Below are 23,253 nucleotides of genomic sequence, written 5' to 3'. Positions count from 1 at the left end.
AGTTGATGTCCAAAAATAAATGTGGCTCTTGACATTCACGAAGAAGCTCCTGATACCTTCCTGAATATCACTTACCTCCCCATGCAAAATGCGTATATCTTATAAGGAATCTAATGCTTCCAGTATCGTCTCATAGATATAACCCAGATCATCATCTGTTATACAGTATGGAGGAACCAGATAAATAATATTGCCTAAAGGTCGAAGCAGAATACCTTTGCTCAGAAAATAAGGATACAGTTTATCGTGCATATCACTGAAATAGGAAGTCTCTTCTCCTATTCTCCATTCCAATGCCAGAATGGTCCCCTGCTGTCTGACGGCTTCTACCTGAGGATGTAATCGTAAAGTTGCAGCAAAGCGTTCATGTTGCAATACTATACGTTGAATATTCTCTAAAGTACACTCTTGCAGCAGAAGCTCCATACTGGCCAAAGCCGCTGTACAGGCCAGCGGACTGGCCGTGAAAGAGTGACCATGAAAAAGAGCCTTTTTCTTATCATCGGAATAAAAAGCTTCATATATTACATCCGAACAGGTCGTCAGTCCTAAAGGCATAGTTCCTCCGGTCAGTCCTTTAGAGAAACACATCACATCAGGATATGCAGACAGATAATCCGCAGCAAACAGACGTCCTGTACGACCAAAGCCTACAAATATTTCATCCTGTATCAGCAATATACCTTTGTTACGGCAATACTCCATCAGTATACTCAGATCCTCAGGGTCATGCATTAACATTCCCGCAGCGCCCTGCACAAGAGGTTCATATACAAAACAAGCCAGCTCATGTGCATACTGATCGATAGTAGCAAACAGCGTGTTTATATTCGTTTCCGTAGGGACATCAATAAAAATCACCTCGAAGAGCATATCCCCAAAGGGAGCTGTCCACACTCCCCTTCCGCTGACAGACATAGCCCCAAATGTATCGCCGTGATAGGAATTTTTAAAAGCCAGTATCTTAGTTCTTTTCAGTCCCTGATTATAGTAATACTGTATACACATTTTGAGCGCTACTTCTATAGCGGTGGAGCCATTATCCGTATAGAATACTTTCTGCTGATTAGACGGAAGCAGCCTGAGCAGATTCTCAGACAGTCTGATGGCCGGCTCATGCGTAAATCCGGCAAATATCACCTGCTCCAGTGTAAGCAACTGCTCAGAGACACGTTTGGCAATGTAAGGATGGGCATGTCCATGCAAAGTAACCCACCAGGAAGAGACCGCATCAATATAACGATTGCCCTTATCATCATAAAGATATGCACCGTTGCCGCGGACAATAGGTATAATATCTTCCGCACCTTTCATCTGCGTATACGGATGCCAGTTGACTTTTCGGTCTCGTACTCTTAATGTACCTGACATGAACTTTCGCTTTTTTTGTTTTCCATAGGTTTTAATCCCAGATTCCGGAACATCTGCATATCTTCCGATACTCCCGGGTTGGGTGTTACAAGCAAGGTTTCGCGTTCTCCTGTAAAAATAGAATTGGCACCTGCCATAAAACACCAGGCTTGCTCTGTCTCCGTCATCTCAATACGTCCGGCACTAAGGCGCACGACGGATGCCGGCATGACAATACGGGCTGTAGCAATCATACGCACCATATCCCATATATCGACTTTAGGATTATGTTCTAAAGGTGTTCCTTTCACTCTTGCCAATGCATTGACAGGAACGGATTCAGGATGTTTTGGCATAGTAGCCAATGTCAGTAACATGGATATACGATCTTTATGTGTTTCTCCAAGACCTATAATACCTCCTGAACAGACAGTAATACCAGCTTTACGCACATGATTGATCGTATTGATACGGTTATCAAACTTACGTGTCGAGATAATCTCCTCATAATACTGTTCTGAAGTATCCAGATTATGATTATAGGCATGTAATCCCGCATCTCTTAACCGTAAGGCCTGCTCTTCGGTCAACATACCTAAAGTACAACAGACCTCAAGTCCCAGATCATTTACTCCCTTTACCATATCGATGACACGGTCAAAATCCCGGTTATCACGAACTTCCCTCCAGGCAGCCGCCATACAAAAACGGGTTGAACCCGATTTTTTTGCTTTCTGTGCGTGAGCAATAACGGTCTCAGTCGGCAACAAAGCTTGTACTTTGATATCTGTATGATACCGGGCTGCCTGTCCGCAATAGGAACAATCTTCAGGGCACCCTCCTGTTTTGACAGACAGTAATGTGCACACCTGAACTTCTGATGCACGGTGCCATTCTCTGTGCACCGTAGCTGCACGATAGACCAATTCAAGCAACGGCTGATCATAGATTTCCTGAATCTCTTCTTTCGTCCAGTTGTTTCTGATTGCTGTATTCATAATTCTTCTAATAATTTATATTTTTTTAATATTTCCGAGGCACATATATCTCTATTGTACCCTATAACTAATTAATCTTATCAATCTGGTCACAGCATACACGATCCACCTCCTGAGAACTTAAAGATTCCAGATCCGGTATGCGCAAAATGGCCGTTGCTGAACCTACAGCTCTGCAGATAATCCTTTCGCTATGCGGATTGAATGATCCGTTGAGTATCAGATAACGAATCGGTATATTCCGTTGTTGGAGAGCCGTAAGAGAAAGTAAACTGTGATTGATACATCCCAGATAATCCCTGACCACAAGAGCTGCGGGAATAGATAGTTTAGAAATCAGATCAATGATAAACGCTTCCTCATTGAGCGGAACGAACAATCCGCCGGCACCTTCCACCACCAATGGCCGTGGAGTGTCCGGAAGTTCGAAATCTTCCAAAGCTATCTGCAGATTTTCGGCTGCTGCAGATTCATGAGGAGAAGCTGCTAATCGTAATCTGTAGCGCTCGGGGTGAATAACAGCATGCTTACCTGCCAACTCCCGCACCAGCATGCTGTCTGAATAATGGAGATCTCCGGATTGTATAGGTTTCCAATAATCAGCCCCCCATAGTCTGGCCAATACAGCTGCACAAACAGTCTTCCCAATACCCGTCCCTATTCCGCTAATAAAAATCTGTTGCTTCATGTCGTAAATGCTCTATTTCTGATGGCTCAATGCTATCTATAGTATACTATTAATTTCTGCTGTGAGTAAATCTATTTCCTCTTCTGTATTATACTGATGGAGACAGATGCGGAGACGCTCCTGACCTTCCTGTACTGCAGGACTATGGACAGCATAGGTCTGTAGTCCCTTCTTCTGAAGTTGTTGCTGCAGATGGATCAATACCTTATGCTGCGGAATGATAACTGCCTGAATAGGACTCATCGGATCTGAAACGGAAGGAATCTTCTTTTGACCGAAATAAGCTACCCGTCTTTTCAATTGAGCTGAAAGTTCAGAATGTGTATTCAAAAACGTATATCCCAATCGTATATGACGTACAAACAGATCCGGACAAGCGGTACTGTATATAAAAGGAGAAGCAAAATTGATAAGGTAAGATTTGAGCACCTTGTCACCTAATACAGCAGCGCCATGAGCTCCTAAAGCTTTACCATAGGTAATCACTGTTGCAAAGATGTACTTTTGTAAACCGTACTGATGTACCAGACCATATCCGAAGACTCCAAATGCGTGTGCCTCATCTACTATAAGCGCAGCCTCATATCTTCGGGTCAACACGACAAGCTCATTCAGGGGAGCAAAATCACCATCCATGGAGTATAAGCTCTCCACCACTACATAAATCTGACCGCCGGCTCTTCTAAGCTTATCTTCCAGACTATTCAGATCATTATGCCTGAATTTCCACTTTTGAGCTGCTGATAATCCTGCACCGTCATGTACTGACCGATGAATCCGTTCGTCCATAATAATGGTATCTCCACGGCCGGGCAAAGCAGATAAGAGTGCCAGATTGGCCAGATAACCGGAGTCAAATAAAAGGCCGGCTGTATACCCGTGCAATGCAGCAATTTCTTGTTCTGCCTGCATTTTTTCATAAGAATTGCCACTGATCAGCCTCGATCCTGTAGCGCCGCCCAGGATCGAAGGATCAGCATATATCTTTTCTGCCAGTTGCTTATGGATAACAGAATTGCGGGCCAGCCCCATATAATCATTGGAAAAAAAATCAATTCCTTGCTCAGGAATCTTCAAACTTCTCAGATTACCCTTATCTGCTCTTAACTTCAGCTTATGGTTCAGAAGATCCCAAAGACTATTTATCATGCTTTACATCCAGCGCTATGGCTGCTACCCATTCTTCGAATAATTGCTGTTCCAGATCCTGTATCTTCTTGGCATGTACTTCCCAGTCGGATGCAAAGCCTTCCAACTGATGGATCATTTCTTCCAGATGTCCCTCTTCTTCCAGAATAATAGATTTGACCATAACCTTACTCTTGGATGCATCCAGTACCTGCTGATAAATCGGATATAAATCATCTGCGCGCACTTCAATTGCATATGTCACAAATAAATAAGCTGCGTATTTGAGTTCATTATCCCGTAAACCAAAGGTATTTTTGAGGTAACGGCAGGCATGTATATCCAACTGTTGCAGATAATGCCGTGTACAGGCTGAGGCAATAAGCTCTTCACCCCTGTATGTTTTACAAGTATGGATATTAGTCTTCGCAATCTGCTTTTTGAGATAATAGGCATGACGATGCTCTTCAGCGGCATGTTTTAGTTGTATCAGATTTACATCTGTTGTATGTTCACAGGCAGATATTTTTCGCGCTCCTGCATTTTCCATAAAGGAAAGCGTATTCAGCCATTTCGCATGAAGCACATCATTATCCACAATGTGTTGAAGTAGATTGTACATATCGAACTCTTTAATTTGGGTCAAATGTAGTATCTTGCCGGACATTAAATATGTACCAGTTTTTATATTATGGCTAGTCCGGTTAGTGTTCCATATCAAAGTTTTATTCAAATTGATCGAAATTTAGACAGTTCTGTATACTTACAGATCAGTAATCAACTGATAAATGCTATACAACGAGGTTTTCTGACTGCAGGAACTAAATTGCCCGGCACCCGGACTTTAGGAAACTTACTGCAGATCCACAGAAACACCATAGTCGCTGCCTACGACGAATTACACGCACAAGGCTGGGTGGAAATGCGTCCTAACCAAGGCACATTTGTGCTCGCCAAATCCGATGATAAACCTCAGAAAATCCGGTCTGCCCAACAAAATCAACTTGCCGTATACCCCTCTTCTACCGGATATTCATTCCGAAAATCTATTCTACTGGACAATCCATTTGAACATTCAGCCTGTGAATATGTCTTTAATGACGGTATACCAGATATACGGCTTACACAGATAGACCATCTTTCCAGTTTATACAGTGCCAATCTGAAACGTAAGAGCAACCGTAAGAAATTAGGGTACTACAATCATGACGGAAGCGAATATTTCAAAAAGAATTTATCCAATTACCTCAATCTGTCCCGTGGTCTGCATATTTCAAAAGATAATATTCTGATCACACGCAGCACAGAAATGAGTGTATACATTGTGTCTGAAATTCTGCTTTCTGCTGGAGAAATAGTATTAGTGGGTGAGATGAGTTATTTTTCGGTCAATATGATCTTTCAAAAATCCGGAGCACATATTATGTCTGTACCTATAGACCAAGAAGGTATAGATGTGGATGCCGTCCGGGAAATATGTGAACGACAACGGGTACGCATGCTGTATATCACACCTCACCACCACTATCCTACTACAGTCACCCTCAGTGCAGAGCGTCGTATTGCATTGTTAGATCTGGCCTCCCAATTCGGATTTATTATACTGGAAGACGATTATGACTATGACTTTCACTACGACAAAGCTCCTGTACTTCCCTTAGCCAGTGCCGATACAAATGGTATGGTCGTCTATATCGGTTCTTTTGGCAAATCTCTGGCACCGGGATTCCGGACAGGTTTTATTGTTGCTCCGCAAAATCTGATGATTGAAATGCGAAAACATCTGGGTATTATTGACCGACAAGGGGATATTATGATGGAACAGGTCCTGGGAGAAATGATAGAAGAAGGAGATATTCATCGCTACCTCAAAAAATCGCTTAAAGTATATCAGGAGCGCAGAGATTATTTCACTTCCCTTCTGGAACAACAGCTGCATGAATATCTGGATTTCAGAAAACCTTCGGGAGGACTTGCTGTATGGGCGACCTGGAAACAGCCGATCAATCTCCTGCAATTAAGCCGCTCCTGTGCCAGAAACAATCTTTTTATCCCGCGCACACTACTATACCAAAATTCATCACTTACAGCTACACGACTCGGTTTTGGACATTTTACAATCGAAGAAATGGAAGAAAGTATAGCGATACTTCATCAGGCTGTACTATCTCAGCAGTAAAACTTACGAAGTTTGACCGGACTACTCTTCTCTCCTTTTCAACCAACTGCGTTGACTGCTGTCCACACCGGCAACCTATAGCGGCACAAGCAATATGCTTGCGCCAGAGAAGGCTAACAAGACCGTAGTGTGTTATACAGTTGGTGAGGACACCAACTGACGCAAAAAGAGAGCTTGCTATTATTGAAAAAGACACAAGCAACATACTTACGTCAGAAAAAGTCAAACGGTTAAACCGGATTAATTCTCTCCTTGCTAAGGAGAGATGCCCGAAGGGCAGAGAGGTTAATAATCCTATCTGTATAGCAGACTGCTGATGTAGACTCCAACAGACGCACCAACTGCGTTGACTGCTATCCACACCGGCAACCTATAGGGGCACAAGCAATATGCTTGCGCCAGAGAAGGCTAACAAGACCGTAGTGTGTTATACAGTTGGTGAGAACACCAACTGACGCAAAAAGAGAGCTTGCTATTATTGAAAAAGACACAAGCAACATACTTACGTCAGAAAAAGTCAAACGGTTAAACCGGATTAATTCTCTCCTTGCTAAGGAGAGATGCCCGAAGGGCAGAGAGGTTAATAATCCTATCTGTATAGCAGACTGCTGATGTAGACTCCAACAGACGCCTATAGCGGCACAAGCAATATGCTTGCGCCAGAAAAAGCTAACAAGATCGTAGTGTGTTATACAGTTGGTGGGGACACCAACTGACGCAGGAGAGATGATCCTATCTTCACTTAGAGAATAAATAAAAGAGCCAGATTTGAACATATTCAAATCTGGCCCATCACTATTCAAAAGTCCGGTATAACGGTCACTTACATTTTAGCGTCCATAAGTTTATCCGTTTTGACACCACCTTTTACAGTAGCGATCTTAATAACAAAAGGCTTCTCGGATTGGAAATCTTTAGGCAGAATAACATCAAAATAGGCATTCTTATCCAGATCCAATCCGATATCACTGCGTTTTAATTCTAACGACTGACCATTGATCAATAAAGAAGCACTGGCAGGTATTTCGGTAGCCTTCTTATCGATAGCTATGCGTACAATATTATTAACAGGTCTGTTAAACACAGTCAGGTACACCTGCTCATTTTTACGTGTAAAGTATCCGTATTTAGAAGGTGAAAGTCCGGCATATCTGACACCATATACCGCCTCAGAATTGATCTTCATCCAATCGCCCAGCTCTTTCGCCAATTTATCTTCTCCCGGATGCATTTTACCGTTGCCATCAGGACCAAAGTTGAGTACAAAATTACCCCCCATAGATACAGAATGCATAAGCATATCAATAAGATCATCCGAAGTCTTGGTGTATAATCCCGTCCAGTCTTTCATATATCCCCAACCATTAGGCGGAATAGTCATGACACAATCCCAGTCCCGGCCTTCCAGCCAGCTGTATTCTTCAGGCAGTTTACGTTCCCAACCTTGTTCATAGTCACCTAACATATCTCCGTTTGAATCAAAATGACGCTTTCCGAATTCATCATTCCGAAAACGGCTGCCGATAATCAGACCGGGATGTTTTTCACGTAATTCTTTCTCCAGCTTATAGGTAAAATCATAGCTCTTGATCCAGGACTGATCCCAGGTACCGTCAAACCAAAATCCCTTTATCTGCGGATAGTTTTTCAACAATTCGAGTAATTGATTTTTAGTATACGTCAGAAACTTCGCATACTTTGCCTTCTCTTCTTCCGTTTTAGGTTCTTTCCCCATATAGTCAGGATTATTCCATTCCAGAATAGAAAAATACAAATACACATCAATACCTTCAGCTGTGTATGCATCCACTACCTGCTTTACGATATCTTTCTTATAAGGCGATTTTGTAATATTATAATCTGTATATTTTGTAGGCCACAATGCAAATCCGTCATGATGTTTGGTCGTGAAGATCACGTATCGGGCTCCCATATCTTTTGCCTGCTTTGCCCACTGTCTGGCATCAAAGTCTTTAGGATTAAACTGCTTGTAAAGATTGTCATATGTATTTTTCCAATCTTTAGGTGCAGTAGATCCGCCCCATGTGCGTATCCATTCGGATGCCGCGGCGCCACCCCGTGCACTTACTCCTTCCCACTCATTTCCGGGAATAGCATACAATCCCCAATGGATAAACTGTCCCAGACCATACTGGCGAAAACGCTCCATAGCCTCATCCGTACGATGAGCAGGTGTTAACGGTCCGTATTTGACTTCGATTCTTTCTTTTGGTTTTTCCTTAGGGCCGGTCCATTGTGCGTGTGCTGAAAGCGTACTGAGCAAACCTGCACCAGCCAGTAAGGCTATATACAATTTGTTTTTCATATTCATTATTATTCAGGGTTATCGATATAGGCGCGCTGTGTTTTGTAAACGACAGGCTCCGGATTGGTCTTATTAAAAGGATCAAAATAATACAGATCTGCTGCCCTGTACAATTTGAGATGAGCGGGAAGGTAATCGCAAAAACGGTCAAAGCTCTTCACTTTATCTGTACTCCATGCGACTTCTGCCATAGCTGCAAGTCTCGGAAAAATCAGATAATCCAGACGATTCGTATTGGTTACAGTCTCTGTCCAGAGATTCGCCTGTATTCCCAATATCTGATCTTTGCGTACTGTCAATGAATCGTATTTTGACGGGCGGAAATGATACACATCTGAAAGAGCATTGAAACCTTTACCCCATTTACGTCCGTACCGGTGACTCTCTTCCTGTACAAAATCAAAATAAAGCGGAAGACGTGGACATAATATGGCAGGATATCCGTTTTGAAGCACTGTTGTCAACTGATCCGGCTTGTCATGGCGCCACCACATCAGGATGGTCTTATCCTTGGGCAATCCGGCATCAGCCATCTCATCCCATGCCAGCACCTTAGCTCCCATACTATAAACGCTATCTGCCATACGGCGCATAAAATAGGTTTCCACCTGCTTGTTATCCGCCAGCTGATATTTAGCTTTCAGTTCCTTAATTTGTGCATCATTGTTCCATGCTTCACTCCCGAAAGAGACTTCATCTCCTCCGAGATGTAACATCCGGGCGGGAAAAAGCACATTTGCTTCTTTGAGGATATGGTTCAGATATCCGTAGGTACCTTCTTCACCCGGATGAAATGTAAAATCAGGGTGTTTATCATTTCCACCTCCGCTGTATTGCGGATAAGCCCGGTTAGCAGCGGTGGCATGTCCAGGCATATCTATCTCCGGAATTACTTCGATATTACGATCGGCCGCATAGCGTACAATCTCCTCTATATCCGCTTGCTGATAATACTGCGCTGCTGCAGTGGCATTCGTAAACGATCCTACTCCCCCGACCAGGGTAAGCAAAGGATAACGCAATATTTCGAGACGCCATGCAGGTTCATCTGTCAGATGCCAGTGAAATTTATTCAGTTTATAAAAAGCCATCCAATCGAGTAAGGATTTGACCTTTTGCTTCCCAAAGAAATGCCTTGACTCATCCAGCATAAAACCACGCCAGCCATATGCAGGCTGATCTTTAATTTCACAATAAGGCAGTTCCATTACCTTGGAAGAAGTCGTGAGGATCATCTGAAGTAAACTAACCGCCCCGTATAATGCTCCATTACCCGTAGATGCACGTATCTCTACTTTATCTTTAGCGACACGGATTACATAACCTTCCTCAGACACTTTCGTATCTGATATAAAATGAATAAGCGCTTTATTGTAGTCGTCACTTCTGAACCAGGTGGCTGATTTATTTTTCAATATCTCCCGCTGAAGATATTGCAAAGCACCTGCAAATTGTGTACCTGAAGACCAGATATTCGCAGACTGCTGCAATTTCAAAAAACCGTCTCCGATCAGCACAGATTGTGGCTGCGGTATAATCCGGATACTATTCTGTACCTGTGCAGCGCATACGCATGTAAAGCATAAAAGAAAGCTAAAAATCAAATATTTACGCATAGATAATCACAGTTAGGACTTATAATCTGGTTTAACATTCTTTAAATATATCAATTATGTCCCTGAGTTCGCTTCACACAAACGTTTGCACAATTTCCGAAAACGTTATCGTGTAGCATTTGTTACATTGCTGACAGGCCACATTTGCAATATATCCATAAAAAAAGGACCCGTTGCGTACGAGTCCTTTCTCTATTATATTCAGAATGACGACTAAAGTGCGTCCGGATCATCGGTACGATAAGGCGCATCTTCATCAAATTCCCCTTCCCACTTCGCAACAACGACAGTAGCCAGACAGTTACCGATCACATTGACAGATGTACGGGCCATATCCATTAACTCATCAATACCTAATATAGCGGCAATGACAAATACCGGAAGACCAAACTGATCTGCTGTAGCAATCAGGATAATCAGCGATGCACGAGGTACCGCAGCTACGCCCTTGGAGGTAATCATCAGCGTAAACGCAATCATCAACTGTTGTCCGAATGATAAATGCATACCTGCTGCCTGTGCCACAAAAATAGCAGCCAGAGACAGATAAAGTGAAGTCCCATCCAGATTGAAACTATATCCTGTAGGAATTACAAAGGAAACGATACGACGAGGAACACCAAAGCGCTCCATAGCACTCATTGCCTTAGGCAATGCCGCATCCGAACTGGTCGTTGCGAAAGCAATGGACACAGGTTCCTTGATTGCATTAATAAACTTCAGAACAGGTATTTTCAGGTATAATGCCACCGGAAGTAATACCAAAAGCAAAAAGAATATGAGCGCCATATACAGTGTTGCCAGCAGCATAAACAGATTCTTGAGTATATCCACTCCGAGATGCCCGACAGTATAAGCCATCGCTGCCCCCACTCCGACCGGAGCAAAATACATGATGATATTGGTAAACTTAAACATAGCTTCAGAAAGACTTTCCGTAAAGTTTACCAGCGGCTTTCGTTTCTTTTCTTCTACCAAAGCCAGACCTATACCAAACAGTACGGAGAACACCACAATCTGTAAGACCTGATTTTCATACACTGATTTTACAATATTTTCCGGAAACAAATCTCTGAAAAATGCAGTAAACTTATATACTCCGTGTACACTCTCCGGCAAATGATTCAATGAGTTCTGATCCGGATTTTCTTTCTTTACAGGAAGCTCTTCATGGGGCATATGCTGTATATCTATACCTACACCGGCATGTGTAATATTGATAGCTGCCAGACCTATAAAAATAGCACAGGTAGTAGCACAAAAGAAATAAAGCATGGATTTCCAGGCCATACGACCTACCTGCTTCAAATCCGAATGTCCCGCAATCCCGTAGACTAATGTCGCAAATAGAATAGGTCCTACAATAGTTTTTACCAATTTGATAAATCCTTTGCTCAAAGGCTGTAAGGCAATTGCAAAATTAGGAAAATCAATTCCTACAAAAATTCCGAGAATCATACAGGTAAGAATCCATGAAGTTAGATTCTTACGTTGAAAAGCATTAATAACTAAAACAACCCCAACAACCCACCGAACTACCATCATTACATCAGGAGAAATACTCACCCAATTAAATTCGTAGAGAACTGTTAATATAGTGGCTATTGAAAGAACTGCAAAGGTCAAAAGACCCATTTTTGATTTAAACATTCAGTATTTATTAAGGTTATTTAATGAACAAAAATAAAAAATATGGCAGTACCGACAAACTTTATTCGCGGATTATCCCTTTTACTGTACATTATTTTATCGCAAGTCGATAAAAACAAGGGCCAACAAAAAAGGCTTATCCCATTAGAAATAAGCCTTTTATATACAAATAGATAAAATCTTTATTATTCGCCGTGAAGCCATGCTTTCTTAGCCAGTAACTCTTCTTCTGTCTCTCTGATATCTTCATCATCCACACAACAGTCTACCGGACATACCGCTGCACACTGTGGCTCATCATGAAAACCTACACATTCCGTACACTTATCAGAGACGATATAATAAACCTCATTAGATATGGCATCCTGTGTCTCGTTAGCATCCAATGTAACACCATCTCCAAAATCGATAACTCCGTCCAAAGAAGTTCCTTCCGAAAATTTCCAGCTTACTCCTGCATCATATATTGCATTATTCGGGCACTCTGGTTCACAAGCACCACAATTAATACATTCGTCTGTAATTTTAATTGCCATTTATAACCTCTCAATTATGATAAATAAACTATTTTTGCATTGCAAAGATAATACATTAGATTTTTAATCGTATAGAATTAAAGTAATATTCAGTAAGTGAATCCTTTGCTGCGACAAAGATATGACAATTTGATGTTTTTAACATATAAGAATTAAAGATTTTGACAAAAGAACAACGCATTCATGCATTTGCGGAGCTGGGAAAGCAGCTCCTTAACCCCTCTTCAGAATTTTCAGAGATAATGACAAGAGCAGAGACCAGAAACTCATGGTATACGGTCTCCAATGTTCAGAATGCCGTGACCGCCATTGCGAATAATCTGACAACAGAGCAGCTCAGCAACTGGCTGGCTCCCTATCCCGATATCACTACTGACAAAACTGTGGGAATGGTATTGGCAGGAAATATACCCTTAGTAGGCTTCAATGATATTCTGTGTGTCCTTATTGCCGGATTCAAGGCTCAGATAAAGGTCTCATCCGATGATGCAGGACTTACTTCAGCTGTTTTACAGCTGCTGATTACAATCGAGCCACGTTTCTCCGATGCTATACACATTGCAGAAAGACTTTCAGATTTCGATCTGGTCATCGCCACAGGAAGTGACAACAGCTCCCGTTATTTTGAATATTATTTTGGTAAAAAACCACATATTATCCGTAAAAACAGAAACTCTGTAGCGGTAATTTCAGGATCGGAGACGAAAGAGCAACTGGAAGGTCTGGGACATGATATCTTTGATTATTTTGGATTAGGATGTCGCTCCGTATCCAAGATACTGATACCGAAAGATTATGATGTAGCACATTTATTTGAAGGTATAGCATCATTTGAGGCTATACAGCATCATAATAAATATGTAAACAATTATGATTACAACAAATCCTTATATCTCATCAACCGGGATAAACATTATGACAATGGATTTGTTTTGCTGAAGCAGGACACACGTACAGCCTCCCCTCTTGCAGTTGTTTTCTATGAGGAATATGACAATATAGCAGATGTAGAGAACTATCTGAATAAACATGCGGAGCAGATCCAATGTGTCACATCGGCACTTGATCTTCAGGTGAATGTACCGCTGTTTGCATTAGGAGATAGTCAGTGCCCTGCGTTGGATGATTACGCAGATGGTGTCAACACGCTGGAGTTTTTATTTGCAAACGCTTAAGGATAGCTTTATTTTAGCATTCATAAGTCTGGTTTATCAAAAAATTCTAACTTTGTATAGATATGTATATCGTTAAAGTAAAAGGAGTCGCTAAAATACCGGATTACGTACAGCTCAGAGACGACGAGTTTACGCTGCTGGCTTACTTTAGAGTCGATAGACCCGACAAATCTTTAGAAAAAATTGGCCTTGGGGATAAAGCTGCATATATTATGCAGGTTGTGCAGGAGCTTCCTTTTGGTCAGATTAAGAAATTAGAATTATAAGCATAAGATGATAGGAAATACCGTAATTACGCTCAAAAACGTTGATATCTACCAACAAAAACATTTAGTTCTGTCCAATGTCAATCTCAAAATAGATCAGGGAGAGTTCCTTTACCTTATCGGTCAGTCCGGTAGTGGTAAAAGTAGTCTGCTGAAGATTATCTACGGAGATCTGTACATTGGTAACGGAGAAGGGATGGTAGCAGGATTCGACCTGAGAAAACTACATGACAATGATGTACCTTACCTCAGACGTAAATTAGGCATTGTCTTTCAGGATTTTCACCTTCTTAATGATCGTACTATTGAAAAGAATCTGGAATTTGCACTCAAAGCGACCGGATGGACAGATAAAGGATTGATTCAGGGCAGAATGCTGGATGTACTGGAAAAAGTAGGTCTGCGCTCCAAATTAAAGAAAATGCCGCATGAACTGTCCGGAGGTGAGCAGCAACGTGTCGTTATAGCAAGAGCACTGCTGAACAATCCGGAGATTATTCTTGCGGATGAGCCTACCGGAAACCTTGACCCTGCCACGTCTGAAGAAATCGTACTGTTGCTGCGTGACATTGCTTCTTCGGGTACTGCTGTGCTGATGGCTACACACGATTACCAGATCATACGCAATATGCCTGCCCGCATCCTCAAAACTTCGGATGGCGCATTGCATGACAATGTGGAAATATAGTCGCACTGACGACATGACATAAAAGGCTGTAATCCGACAGTTTGTTAGTTCATTTTAATTTAAACTGACAAGCTGTCGGATTTTTTTCGTTTGGCAATAACTTTGAGCCAGCATCAGCAGGTATTTTAACAACTTAAAGTATTATTATATTCTATAGCGATCATGAGTGAAAAAGAACATATAAATGGTGAGCACGAAGCTCCGCAAGAAGAAAATCAACCCATTGAAAACACTTCTGGTGAACAAGAAGAAAACACAGCAAATGAGGTAACACTGGAACAGCAGTTAGCAAATGCACAGGATAAATACACCCGTCTGTTTGCTGAATTTGACAACTACAAAAAACGTACTTCAAGAGAACGTGTAGAACTGATCCAATCAGCAGGTAAAGATGTTATCGCTAAATTACTCTCTGTACTGGACGATTTTGACCGTGCGCTGAAATCCATGGAAACAGCTCAGGATGTACAATCTGTAAAAGAAGGTATTGAGCTGGTCAATAATAAATTCAGAAAAACACTGGAACAGGAAGGATTAAAAGAGATGGATGTCCTTGGACAACCTTTTGATGCAGACCTTCAGGAAGCTATCACATCAATCCCTGCACCTTCTGCAGACCTCAAAGATAAAGTCGTGGATGTAATTGAAAAAGGTTATTATCTCAACGACAAAGTAATCCGTTATGCAAAAGTGGTAGTAGGAAAATAATAAGGAAGACGATGTCAAAAAGAGATTATTATGATGTATTAGGCGTGGCACGCGGAGCAGATGCTTCGGAGATCAAGTCTGCATACCGTAAACTGGCCATCAAATATCACCCGGACAAAAATCCGGATAATAAAGAGGCTGAAGAAAAATTTAAAGAAGCCGCTGAGGCTTACGAAATACTGAGTAACCCCGAAAAACGTCAGCGTTATGACCAATTCGGTCATGCCGGCAATTCGGCTTCCGGATTTGGCGGTGGCGGTATGAATATGGATGACATATTCAGTCAGTTTGGCGATATTTTCGGAGGCGGTAATCCTTTTGAAAGTTTCTTTGGCGGAGGTTCACGCGGCGGTGGCAGACGTGTACAGAAAGGTACTAATCTGCGCATCAAAGTAAAACTCACATTGGATGAAATTGCCAAGGGAGTAGAGAAAAAAGTTAAAGTAAACAAACAGGTAAGCTGTACTACATGTAACGGTACAGGAGCAAAAGATAAATCTTCTTATCATACCTGTAATACCTGTGGAGGATCAGGCTCTGTAAGACGCGTTACCAATACGATATTAGGACAGATGCAGACAACAAGCACCTGCCCGACATGTAATGGTGAAGGTGTAGAGATCACTGCAAAATGTACGACCTGTAAAGGTGAAGGACTGACAAGAGGAGAAGAAACAATCTCTATAAATATTCCTGCAGGTGTAAGCGAAGGTATGCAGCTTTCCATGAGTGGGAAAGGTAATGCAGCTCCCAGAGGCGGTATACCGGGTGATCTGATCATTCTGGTCGAAGAAGTTCCTCATGAGCAGCTAAAACGTGATGGAATCAATGTGATCTACGATCTGTATATCAACTTTGCAGATGCAGCACTGGGTACATCTGTAGAAATTCCAACTATAGATGGAAAAGCAAAGATCAAAATCGACCCGGGAACACAGGGCGGCAAAATCCTGCGTCTGAAAGGCAAAGGTATTCCCGAAGTAAATTCTTACCACAAGGGAGATCAGCTGATCTACGTCAATGTATGGACGCCTAAGGCAGTCTCTTCAGAAGAAAAAGCTCTTTTGGAAAAATTAAGAGAATCGCCGAACTTCAAACCACAACCCGGAAGAAGTGAAAAATCATTCTTTGAGCGTATCAAAGAATACTTTGAGTAAGCAGATTACTATATTTAATTGAAATATAAGAGGATATCCAATCGGGTATTCTCTTTTTTTGTGTTTCCTGACACAAAACTACCCCCGCTTAATTTTCCGCAGACTCCTGCCCGGTAGTAATTCTACCAACACTTTCTTGCAACAATGTTACTTTTATAAGTCAAATCAAATCAGTATTTTCGAAGATTAAAATAACCTTTTCAACGGGAATTTTTAAAATACGAACGAATACAATTCATATCCGCCAGTTGACGGACAACCATTTGAAAACAACTTACATACATATGAAAAAACGTCTTACCTTACTTTTTATAGGCCTGGCGAGTTTTAGTTTTGCTCAGGAGAGTATCACTTACCAGAAGCCATCTGCTGAAATATTACAGCTGGCAGAATATGACAGACCGCCATCCGTCTCTATGGATAGCAAAAAAGAGTGGATGGTCCTCTCCTACCGCCCCACCTATAAAACCCTTGAAGATCTCAGTCAGGAAGAAATGAAACTGGCCGGTCTGCGGGTCAATCCTGTTACCAATATTTCAAGTACAGCTGTATATCAATACAACCTGAAGATCAAAAGAATAAAAGATGCAACGGAAACACAGGTAAAGGGACTTCCTCAACAGGCAAAAATCACTAATTTATCTTTCTCACCGGACAGAAAGACATTAGCCTTTACAAATACCACGGCCAAAGGCGTAGAACTGTGGGTCATCGATCTCGCAACAGCTCAGGCTAAAAAACTGACTTCGGACAATCTCAATGCTAACCTCGGAAGTCCGTATTCCTGGTACAGAGATTCAAAATCGCTGTTAATAAATGTATTGCCGGCTAACAGACCTGCATTACTGGATGAGAAAAAAGATCTTCCAACAGGACCAACCGTATCCACAAGTGATGGTAAAGTTTCCCAAAACAGAACCTATCAGGATCTGCTGAAGAATCCTAAAGATGAAGCTAACTTTGAAAACCTGGCTTCATCAGAACTTTTTAAAGTAGACCTGAATGGCGCAGCAACCAAATTTAAAAATGCTGCGATCTACACTTCCACCTCTTTTTCTCCGGATGGCAAATACATCATGCTGACCACTATCAAAAGACCTTACTCCTATATAGTGCCGTTAAATCGCTTTCCTATGGAGAGTATCGTATATGATATGAACGGTCAGGAAATCAAAAAAGTAAACGATGTACCACTGACAGAGATCATGCCCAAAGGATTTTCTTCTGTCCGTACCGGCAAACGTGCTATGGGTTGGAGAGATGATCTGCCTTCGACATTGTACTTTGCACAGGCTCTGGATGAAGGAGATCAGGCTAAAAAAGTAGAATACCGTGATCAGGTATTTACCTGGGATGCCCCTTTTACTTCTGAGCCTAAAGCGTTGGCTAAAACAAAAGACAGATATGCCGGTATCCTATGGGGAGATGCAACACACGCTTTTCTGTATGAAAGCTGGTATGATACCCGTAACCGAAAGACACATCTGCTGAACCCGCAAACCGGAGAAACGAAGCTCTTTAATGATCGTAATTTTCAGGACGTATATAATGATCCGGGAAAAGTACAGACAGAACGCAATCAATATGACAGAAATGTACTTCAGATCAAAGATGGTAAGACATACTGGATCGGTGACGGATATACAAAAGATGGACAGTTTCCGTTTATAAACGAACTGGATCTTAAAAACTTCGCAACAAAACGTTTGTACACATCCAAACTGAAAGATCAGAAGGAAGATATCAACGATATCCTGGATTCCAAAACCGGTGAAATACTGGTGATGCTCCAGTCTAAAAATGACTATCCGAATTACTTCATCAAAAACATTAAAAACAATAAAGTATCAGCATTGACACAGTTTGCCAATCCTTTTGCAAGTATTAAAGATGTGCATAAGGAAGTGATCAACTACAAACGTAAAGACGGAGTCGATCTTTCAGGCACTCTTTATCTGCCGGCTGGCTACGACAGAACAAAAAAGGAAAAATTGCCTTTACTGATCTGGGCCTACCCTGCTGAATATAAAGATAAAAACACAGCAGGTATGAGTACAGCCAACCCAAATGAATTTACATTCCCTTACTATGGATCATTTGTATATTGGGTAACCAAAGGCTACGCTGTCCTGGATGATGCAGCATTCCCGATCATCGGAGAAGGAACGGAAGAACCTAATGACACCTTTATTCCGCAGTTAGTAGCCAATGCAGAAGCTGCTATCGATGCAGTAGACCAGCTCGGATATATAGATCGTAGTCGTGTGGGCGTAGGCGGACACTCTTACGGAGCATTTATGACAGCCAACCTGCTGACACATTCCAATCTCTTTGCAGTAGGAATAGCACGCAGTGGTGCGTATAACAGAACACTGACACCATTCGGATTCCAGAATGAGCAACGCAACTACTGGGATGTCCCTCAGGTATACAATGAGATGTCTCCGTTTATGAATGCAAATAAAATGAAAACTCCTATGTTACTGGTGCATGGGGAAGCAGATAACAATCCGGGTACTTTCACACTGCAAACAGAACGCTACTTCCAGGCACTGAAAAATCTGGGCGCACCGGTACGTATGCTGCTGCTTCCGAAAGAATCACATGGATATGCAGCCAAGGAAAATATCCTTCACCTCTTGTGGGAACAGGATCAGTTCTTAGAAAAATATCTTAAAAAATAAACGTATCAGCTCCCGGAAGATCTCCGGGAGTTTTTTTTACCGCTTCTTTTTATTTATTGACATTTGTCAATGTTTATCCATACAGAGCGCTGCACTTTTGTTCCATTCTAATATTAAATAATTAAAAATATGAAACAGAAGTATTTTAAATATGTCAACACCTTATTTGTTGTCATTCCGATGACCCTTATCATGGCTATCGTAGGCCTTATGCGTACCTATGGCTTTGGAGAAGACTGGTTTTTCAAATTTTTGAAATCATGGACAACTATGCTTCCGGTTGCCTATATGGCTGCCTTTATTATTATCCCTAATGCGCGAAAAATTGCCGAAAAACTACTTATTAAAGAATAATGGAGCAAAGAACACTTACATATTTCGGGAATACCAGTCAGGAACGGGTAGAGCAGGCTCTTACATATCTTCAAAATGGAAAAGGAGTCCTGCTCATTGATAATGAAGACAGAGAAAATGAAGGGGATCTTATATACTCAGCTCAGCACATACGACAGGAAGATATGGCTTTGATGATCCGGCACTGCAGCGGGGTCGTTTGTCTGTGTCTTACAGATCACAAAGCGGATGAACTTGATCTCCCTTATATGGTTGCGGAAAACAGCAGCCTCTTTCAGACTCCCTTTACCATCAGCATAGAAGCCGCAAAAGGAGTTACAACAGGGCTTTCTGCTGCAGATCGTGTTCAAACTATAAAAACAGCATCTGCCAGAAATGCAAAACCGGAAGATCTTGCGAGACCGGGGCATATTTTTCCGTTAAGAGCCCGAAAAGGTGGTGTACTGCAACGTAACGGACATACTGAAGGAAGTATTGATCTTATGCTATTGGCTGGATTAGAACCTCAGGCTGTCCTATGTGAACTCATGAATGATGACGGCAGCATGGCCAGACTCCCGCAGATCATACATTTTGGAATCGTTCACGGATTAACCGTGTTATCAATAGAAGATATTATTTTTTACCGTAGTTTTGTCTGTGATTATACAGATAAATGAGAGAACAACTTAGCAGATACATTCAAAATACCATTACCGTAAGTATAGACGAGCTTCAGACTATATTATCTTATTTCAAACCCTTAAAACCCAAAAGGAATGAGCTGTTGCTGCTTCAGGGTGAAACCAGCCAACGGACATTTTTCGTTGGCAAAGGTTGCTTAAGGATCTTCTTTATTAACGAAGACGGCCAGGAATCCACCCGCTACTTTGCCTTTGAAGATCAGTTTGCAACCGCACTGACCAGCTTTATTACAGGCGATCCTTCAGATGAATTTATACAGGCGATAGAGCATACTGAGCTTCTCTATATTAATCACAATGACTTCTACCATCTGCTGGAAATCATCCCGCAATGGGAAAAATTCTACCGTAAGTATCTGGAGTTTGGCTATGTCAACAATACCCGACGATTGCAATCTTTTATATCCATGGATGCTTTAGACCGCTACCGCAATCTACTGATTCAGAGCCCTGTGATTGTACGCCGCTTACCTAATAAGATCGTAGCCTCTTACCTCGGGATCTCGCAGGAAACGCTGAGCAGACTGAAATCCAAAGTTTAGAATCTGCTATATATTATCGCTCAGCCAACAGATCCGGAATAATAATATTTTCCGGTTTATCTGCGTCATACAGAATACTGACCTCTCCGCTACGCGGAATGAGTGGCAAATCAATAAGACTGATAATCTTCTTGTATGCAGCATGTCGCAACTGGCCTTTGGTATCTGTAAAGGAAACTTCAAAGCGGACTTCGGGCTGATCATTTACCGTAAGTCCGGTTTGCCGGACCTGATTAATACGGGCTACAGCCTGCGCTCCCGAATACAACAGACTCCGCTCCCCCTTCTTTCCGAATATAAATTTTTTTACAAGTCTTTTATAAAGAAATACCAGCACCAGCATTGAAAATCCCGTCATAACAACAGGATGGGTAAAAGACACAAAATGCCAGCCATAGCCTTTAGATTCCAGATGATAGAAGAAAATGTACAAGCCTATTATATATGCAATAAAGAGAATCAATATCCCAACCCTGATCAGCACCCCACTCATATTATACTGGGTACGTTGCTCTTCCATAATAAAATAAGGTTCCGTATCCGGATTATCATTCAAGAGAACGCTGACTTCTTTTCCCTTTTCAAAGCGGTACTCATAAGGTCTGGTATCCCAAAAGAACTGTTCATCCGATATAGATACTCCATTCCGGTTTTCAAACTGTAGTTTTATGCGCATCAGATTTGATTCCCTTTTGTCATCGTATTTGACAACAGCACTCTCAGTAACTACAGCTACTCTCCTGATCCCGGACTGAAAGATTCTGGAAATCTCCTGCTTCGTTCTCACATTTTTGATTAGAAACTGATTGATATAAAATGAAAGCAGATAGATCCATATAACCACCGAAAGTGACAGAAAAACAGAACTCCACAACACCGAATTACTGGGCAATCGGGAATCATCGTAGATAGCAAGATGCAAGCCTATAGGAAAAGGTATGCAAAAAAATAACATGTACAGTAGCCAAAAAAAAATCATTCCCTGCTTCATAAGTATATTGTTTTACTTATAAAATAGGGATTTGGGCCTTTTTGTTCTCCGCAAAATGATATTTTTTAAGCCTCAGACTGTATGCTACGTTTTAAGGCTAATTATTATTCAACTCCTTCCCACCATTTTTTAAACACCTGATCCGGATCGGTAAGTCTGACGACTTCGCCTATCATCGGCGTTACTAAAGGTATCCCCTTTTCAGCTGCAAGTTTGGAGGTACGGGATAAAGGTTCATCCCAGGGATGCTGCGCCAGCATAAATTTGGATGAATGAACCGGAAACAGGCGCTTTGTATGCAGATCTCCCGAGGCCTTTATCACTTCTTCCGGCAGCATATGAATAGCCTGCCATGCCTTGTTGTATTGACCGTTGTCCAGCAATGCCAAATCTATCTGACCAAATTTATCACCGATTTCTTTAAAATGTGTATCGTAACCACTGTCTCCTCCAAGATAAAGAGTGAGGCTCGGTGTCTTCAATATAAAGGAGAGCCAAAGCGTATTATTGCGTTTAAATCCCCGACCTGAAAAGTGTCGTGTCGGAGCTGTATCCAGACTGAAGCCAGAGGCTAAAGGAATATGCTCATACCAATCCTTTTCTATAATATGATCCACATCATACCCCCATTTTTCAAAATGTCCCCCTACACCCAATCCACAGATCACCGTATCAATCTTACCCTTCAAAGCAAGTATAGTTTCATAGTCCAGATGATCGTAATGGTCATGTGTGATGAGCAAATAATCGATTGCAGGCATATCTTCCGGCTTATAAATGTCTGCTCCTTTAAAGGCTGTATTTGTACCCGGAATAGGAGAAGCATTACCACTGAATACAGGATCTATCAGAAAACGTTTTCCGTCCAGCTGGATAAAATAGGAAGAATGACCAAACCAGACTAATACATTGCTGTCAGGATCCAGAGCATGTAAATCTGTTTTTACAGAAGGCAGGCTGTCAACAGGACGTCTTCTGGGAAAGTTCTTAAAGAGCTGATCACTCATTACACCAAACATACTGTAGCCTTCAGTCAGTGTAGGAGTATAATGTACATTTTGAAAAGCACCTTCTTTATAATGTGTAGATTTTGTTACTGCATCAAGACGTACACCGGAAGGTACCTGTCCGAATTCCGCCTTTTGCATATATAAATAAACTGCGGCTGATACCAGCGCTACGATTATAATAAAAATAGTCATTGTCTTTTTAATAATTTTAATTGTTCTTTTCATGAAAGGGATTAAAAACCAGTCAGTCTTGTATTTAAACTGATACGGTGTTAGTGTTCACTCGTTTTAATTATCTGCATCCTAATATAGAAATATTAAGCTTTTATCTTTATCGTATTCTGCCATCTGAAAGGAAGACGATCTTCCGGCTGAATTACTTTATCCGGAAACATCTTTTTTAATATTTAGTCTTATATATTCAGTTCAGGCACTTTTTCTCTCCTCTTTACCCGGATTATAAATCAAAAATTCATTGAATATTATGCTGAAAGATGATATTAAAGCCATAAAGCTAAAGAAAA

The 23,253-nt window shown here is 41.5% G+C and carries 21 protein-coding genes; 10 read left to right on the top strand and 11 right to left on the bottom strand.

All coding sequences use genetic code 11. The features are described 5' to 3' along the window. Positions 1-99 precede the first annotated feature (99 nt). The 5 genes from bioA to I6J03_RS17180 form a co-directional block, all read right to left on the bottom strand. Positions 100-1,371, bottom strand: coding sequence for an adenosylmethionine--8-amino-7-oxononanoate transaminase (gene bioA, locus I6J03_RS17200; protein WP_003003726.1), 1,272 nt, complete (start codon positions 1,369-1,371; stop codon positions 100-102). Continuing rightward, on the bottom strand, positions 1,356-2,348 hold the full coding sequence (gene bioB, locus I6J03_RS17195; RefSeq protein ID WP_003003728.1) for a biotin synthase BioB: 993 nt from the start codon (positions 2,346-2,348) through the stop codon (positions 1,356-1,358). Before bioB ends, bioA begins: the two co-directional genes overlap by 16 nt. A 67-nt stretch (positions 2,349-2,415) precedes the next feature. Continuing rightward, a complete protein-coding gene (gene bioD, locus I6J03_RS17190; RefSeq protein WP_003003729.1) occupies positions 2,416-3,036 on the bottom strand; it encodes a dethiobiotin synthase in 621 nt (206 codons plus the stop codon). Between the two features lie 36 nt (positions 3,037-3,072). After that, positions 3,073-4,185, bottom strand: a complete 1,113-nt coding sequence (locus I6J03_RS17185; protein ID WP_003003731.1) for an aminotransferase class I/II-fold pyridoxal phosphate-dependent enzyme — start codon at positions 4,183-4,185, stop codon at positions 3,073-3,075. Then, complete coding sequence (locus I6J03_RS17180; protein WP_039989557.1) at positions 4,175-4,786, bottom strand: hypothetical protein; 612 nt, start codon at positions 4,784-4,786, stop codon at positions 4,175-4,177. The genes I6J03_RS17185 and I6J03_RS17180 overlap by 11 nt, the downstream gene beginning before the upstream one ends. 69 nt (positions 4,787-4,855) lie before the next feature. On the opposite strand from I6J03_RS17180, the gene I6J03_RS17175 reads away from it, so the two are divergent. Further along, the gene (locus I6J03_RS17175) at positions 4,856-6,343 is read left to right on the top strand and encodes an aminotransferase-like domain-containing protein (RefSeq protein ID WP_003003735.1); all 1,488 of its coding nucleotides are present in this window, start codon (positions 4,856-4,858) and stop codon (positions 6,341-6,343) included. 823 nt (positions 6,344-7,166) lie between these two features. Here I6J03_RS17175 and I6J03_RS17170 read toward each other — a convergent pair. The 4 genes from I6J03_RS17170 to I6J03_RS17155 all read right to left on the bottom strand — a co-directional run bounded on the left by I6J03_RS17170 (position 7,167) and on the right by I6J03_RS17155 (position 12,471). After that, on the bottom strand, positions 7,167-8,669 hold the full coding sequence (locus I6J03_RS17170) for an alpha-L-fucosidase (protein ID WP_232279616.1): 1,503 nt from the start codon (positions 8,667-8,669) through the stop codon (positions 7,167-7,169). Positions 8,670-8,677: 8 nt separating this feature from the next. After that, entirely contained in the window at positions 8,678-10,285 is a 1,608-nt protein-coding gene (locus tag I6J03_RS17165; protein WP_003003743.1) for a beta-N-acetylhexosaminidase, read from the bottom strand. A 213-nt stretch (positions 10,286-10,498) separates the two neighbouring features. Beyond that, positions 10,499-11,935, bottom strand: coding sequence for a dicarboxylate/amino acid:cation symporter (locus tag I6J03_RS17160; protein ID WP_003003745.1), 1,437 nt, complete (start codon positions 11,933-11,935; stop codon positions 10,499-10,501). Between the two features lie 185 nt (positions 11,936-12,120). Continuing rightward, on the bottom strand, positions 12,121-12,471 hold the full coding sequence (locus I6J03_RS17155) for a 4Fe-4S dicluster domain-containing protein (RefSeq protein ID WP_002994041.1): 351 nt from the start codon (positions 12,469-12,471) through the stop codon (positions 12,121-12,123). A 161-nt stretch (positions 12,472-12,632) separates the two neighbouring features. Between I6J03_RS17155 and I6J03_RS17150 the strand changes: the two genes are divergently transcribed. The 9 genes from I6J03_RS17150 to I6J03_RS17110 all read left to right on the top strand — a co-directional run bounded on the left by I6J03_RS17150 (position 12,633) and on the right by I6J03_RS17110 (position 20,728). Beyond that, positions 12,633-13,646, top strand: coding sequence for an acyl-CoA reductase (locus tag I6J03_RS17150; protein ID WP_003003749.1), 1,014 nt, complete (start codon positions 12,633-12,635; stop codon positions 13,644-13,646). Positions 13,647-13,708: 62 nt separating this feature from the next. Further along, a complete protein-coding gene (locus I6J03_RS17145) occupies positions 13,709-13,912 on the top strand; it encodes a hypothetical protein (RefSeq protein ID WP_003003751.1) in 204 nt (67 codons plus the stop codon). Positions 13,913-13,919: 7 nt separating this feature from the next. Next, positions 13,920-14,600, top strand: a complete 681-nt coding sequence (locus I6J03_RS17140) for a cell division ATP-binding protein FtsE (RefSeq protein ID WP_002994038.1) — start codon at positions 13,920-13,922, stop codon at positions 14,598-14,600. 162 nt (positions 14,601-14,762) lie between these two features. Continuing rightward, positions 14,763-15,308, top strand: coding sequence for a nucleotide exchange factor GrpE (locus I6J03_RS17135; RefSeq protein WP_003003755.1), 546 nt, complete (start codon positions 14,763-14,765; stop codon positions 15,306-15,308). 11 nt (positions 15,309-15,319) lie between these two features. Next, the gene (dnaJ, locus tag I6J03_RS17130) at positions 15,320-16,465 is read left to right on the top strand and encodes a molecular chaperone DnaJ (RefSeq protein WP_003003759.1); all 1,146 of its coding nucleotides are present in this window, start codon (positions 15,320-15,322) and stop codon (positions 16,463-16,465) included. Between the two features lie 284 nt (positions 16,466-16,749). Beyond that, positions 16,750-19,149 carry a S9 family peptidase gene (locus I6J03_RS17125; RefSeq protein WP_201693861.1) on the top strand — a complete coding sequence of 800 codons (2,400 nt, stop codon included), beginning with the start codon at positions 16,750-16,752 and terminating at the stop codon, positions 19,147-19,149. Between the two features lie 129 nt (positions 19,150-19,278). Beyond that, the gene (locus tag I6J03_RS17120; RefSeq protein WP_003003763.1) at positions 19,279-19,503 is read left to right on the top strand and encodes a DUF2798 domain-containing protein; all 225 of its coding nucleotides are present in this window, start codon (positions 19,279-19,281) and stop codon (positions 19,501-19,503) included. Then, the gene (gene ribB / locus I6J03_RS17115) at positions 19,503-20,162 is read left to right on the top strand and encodes a 3,4-dihydroxy-2-butanone-4-phosphate synthase (protein WP_003003764.1); all 660 of its coding nucleotides are present in this window, start codon (positions 19,503-19,505) and stop codon (positions 20,160-20,162) included. Before I6J03_RS17120 ends, ribB begins: the two co-directional genes overlap by 1 nt. Next, positions 20,159-20,728, top strand: coding sequence for a Crp/Fnr family transcriptional regulator (locus I6J03_RS17110; protein WP_003003766.1), 570 nt, complete (start codon positions 20,159-20,161; stop codon positions 20,726-20,728). The genes ribB and I6J03_RS17110 overlap by 4 nt, the downstream gene beginning before the upstream one ends. Positions 20,729-20,741: 13 nt before the next feature. On the opposite strand, the gene I6J03_RS17105 is transcribed toward I6J03_RS17110, so the two are convergent. Next, entirely contained in the window at positions 20,742-21,515 is a 774-nt protein-coding gene (locus tag I6J03_RS17105) for a hypothetical protein (RefSeq protein WP_232279617.1), read from the bottom strand. A 308-nt stretch (positions 21,516-21,823) separates the two neighbouring features. Then, positions 21,824-22,954 carry an MBL fold metallo-hydrolase gene (locus I6J03_RS17100; protein WP_003003770.1) on the bottom strand — a complete coding sequence of 377 codons (1,131 nt, stop codon included), beginning with the start codon at positions 22,952-22,954 and terminating at the stop codon, positions 21,824-21,826. Positions 22,955-23,253 lie beyond the last annotated feature (299 nt).

The sequence above is a fragment of the Sphingobacterium spiritivorum genome (assembly GCF_016724845.1).
GTDB classification, from domain to species: Bacteria; Bacteroidota; Bacteroidia; order Sphingobacteriales; family Sphingobacteriaceae; genus Sphingobacterium; species Sphingobacterium spiritivorum_A.
The sequence above is the reverse complement of the archived record's forward strand: the minus strand, read 5'-3'. Positions and strand labels throughout refer to the sequence as shown.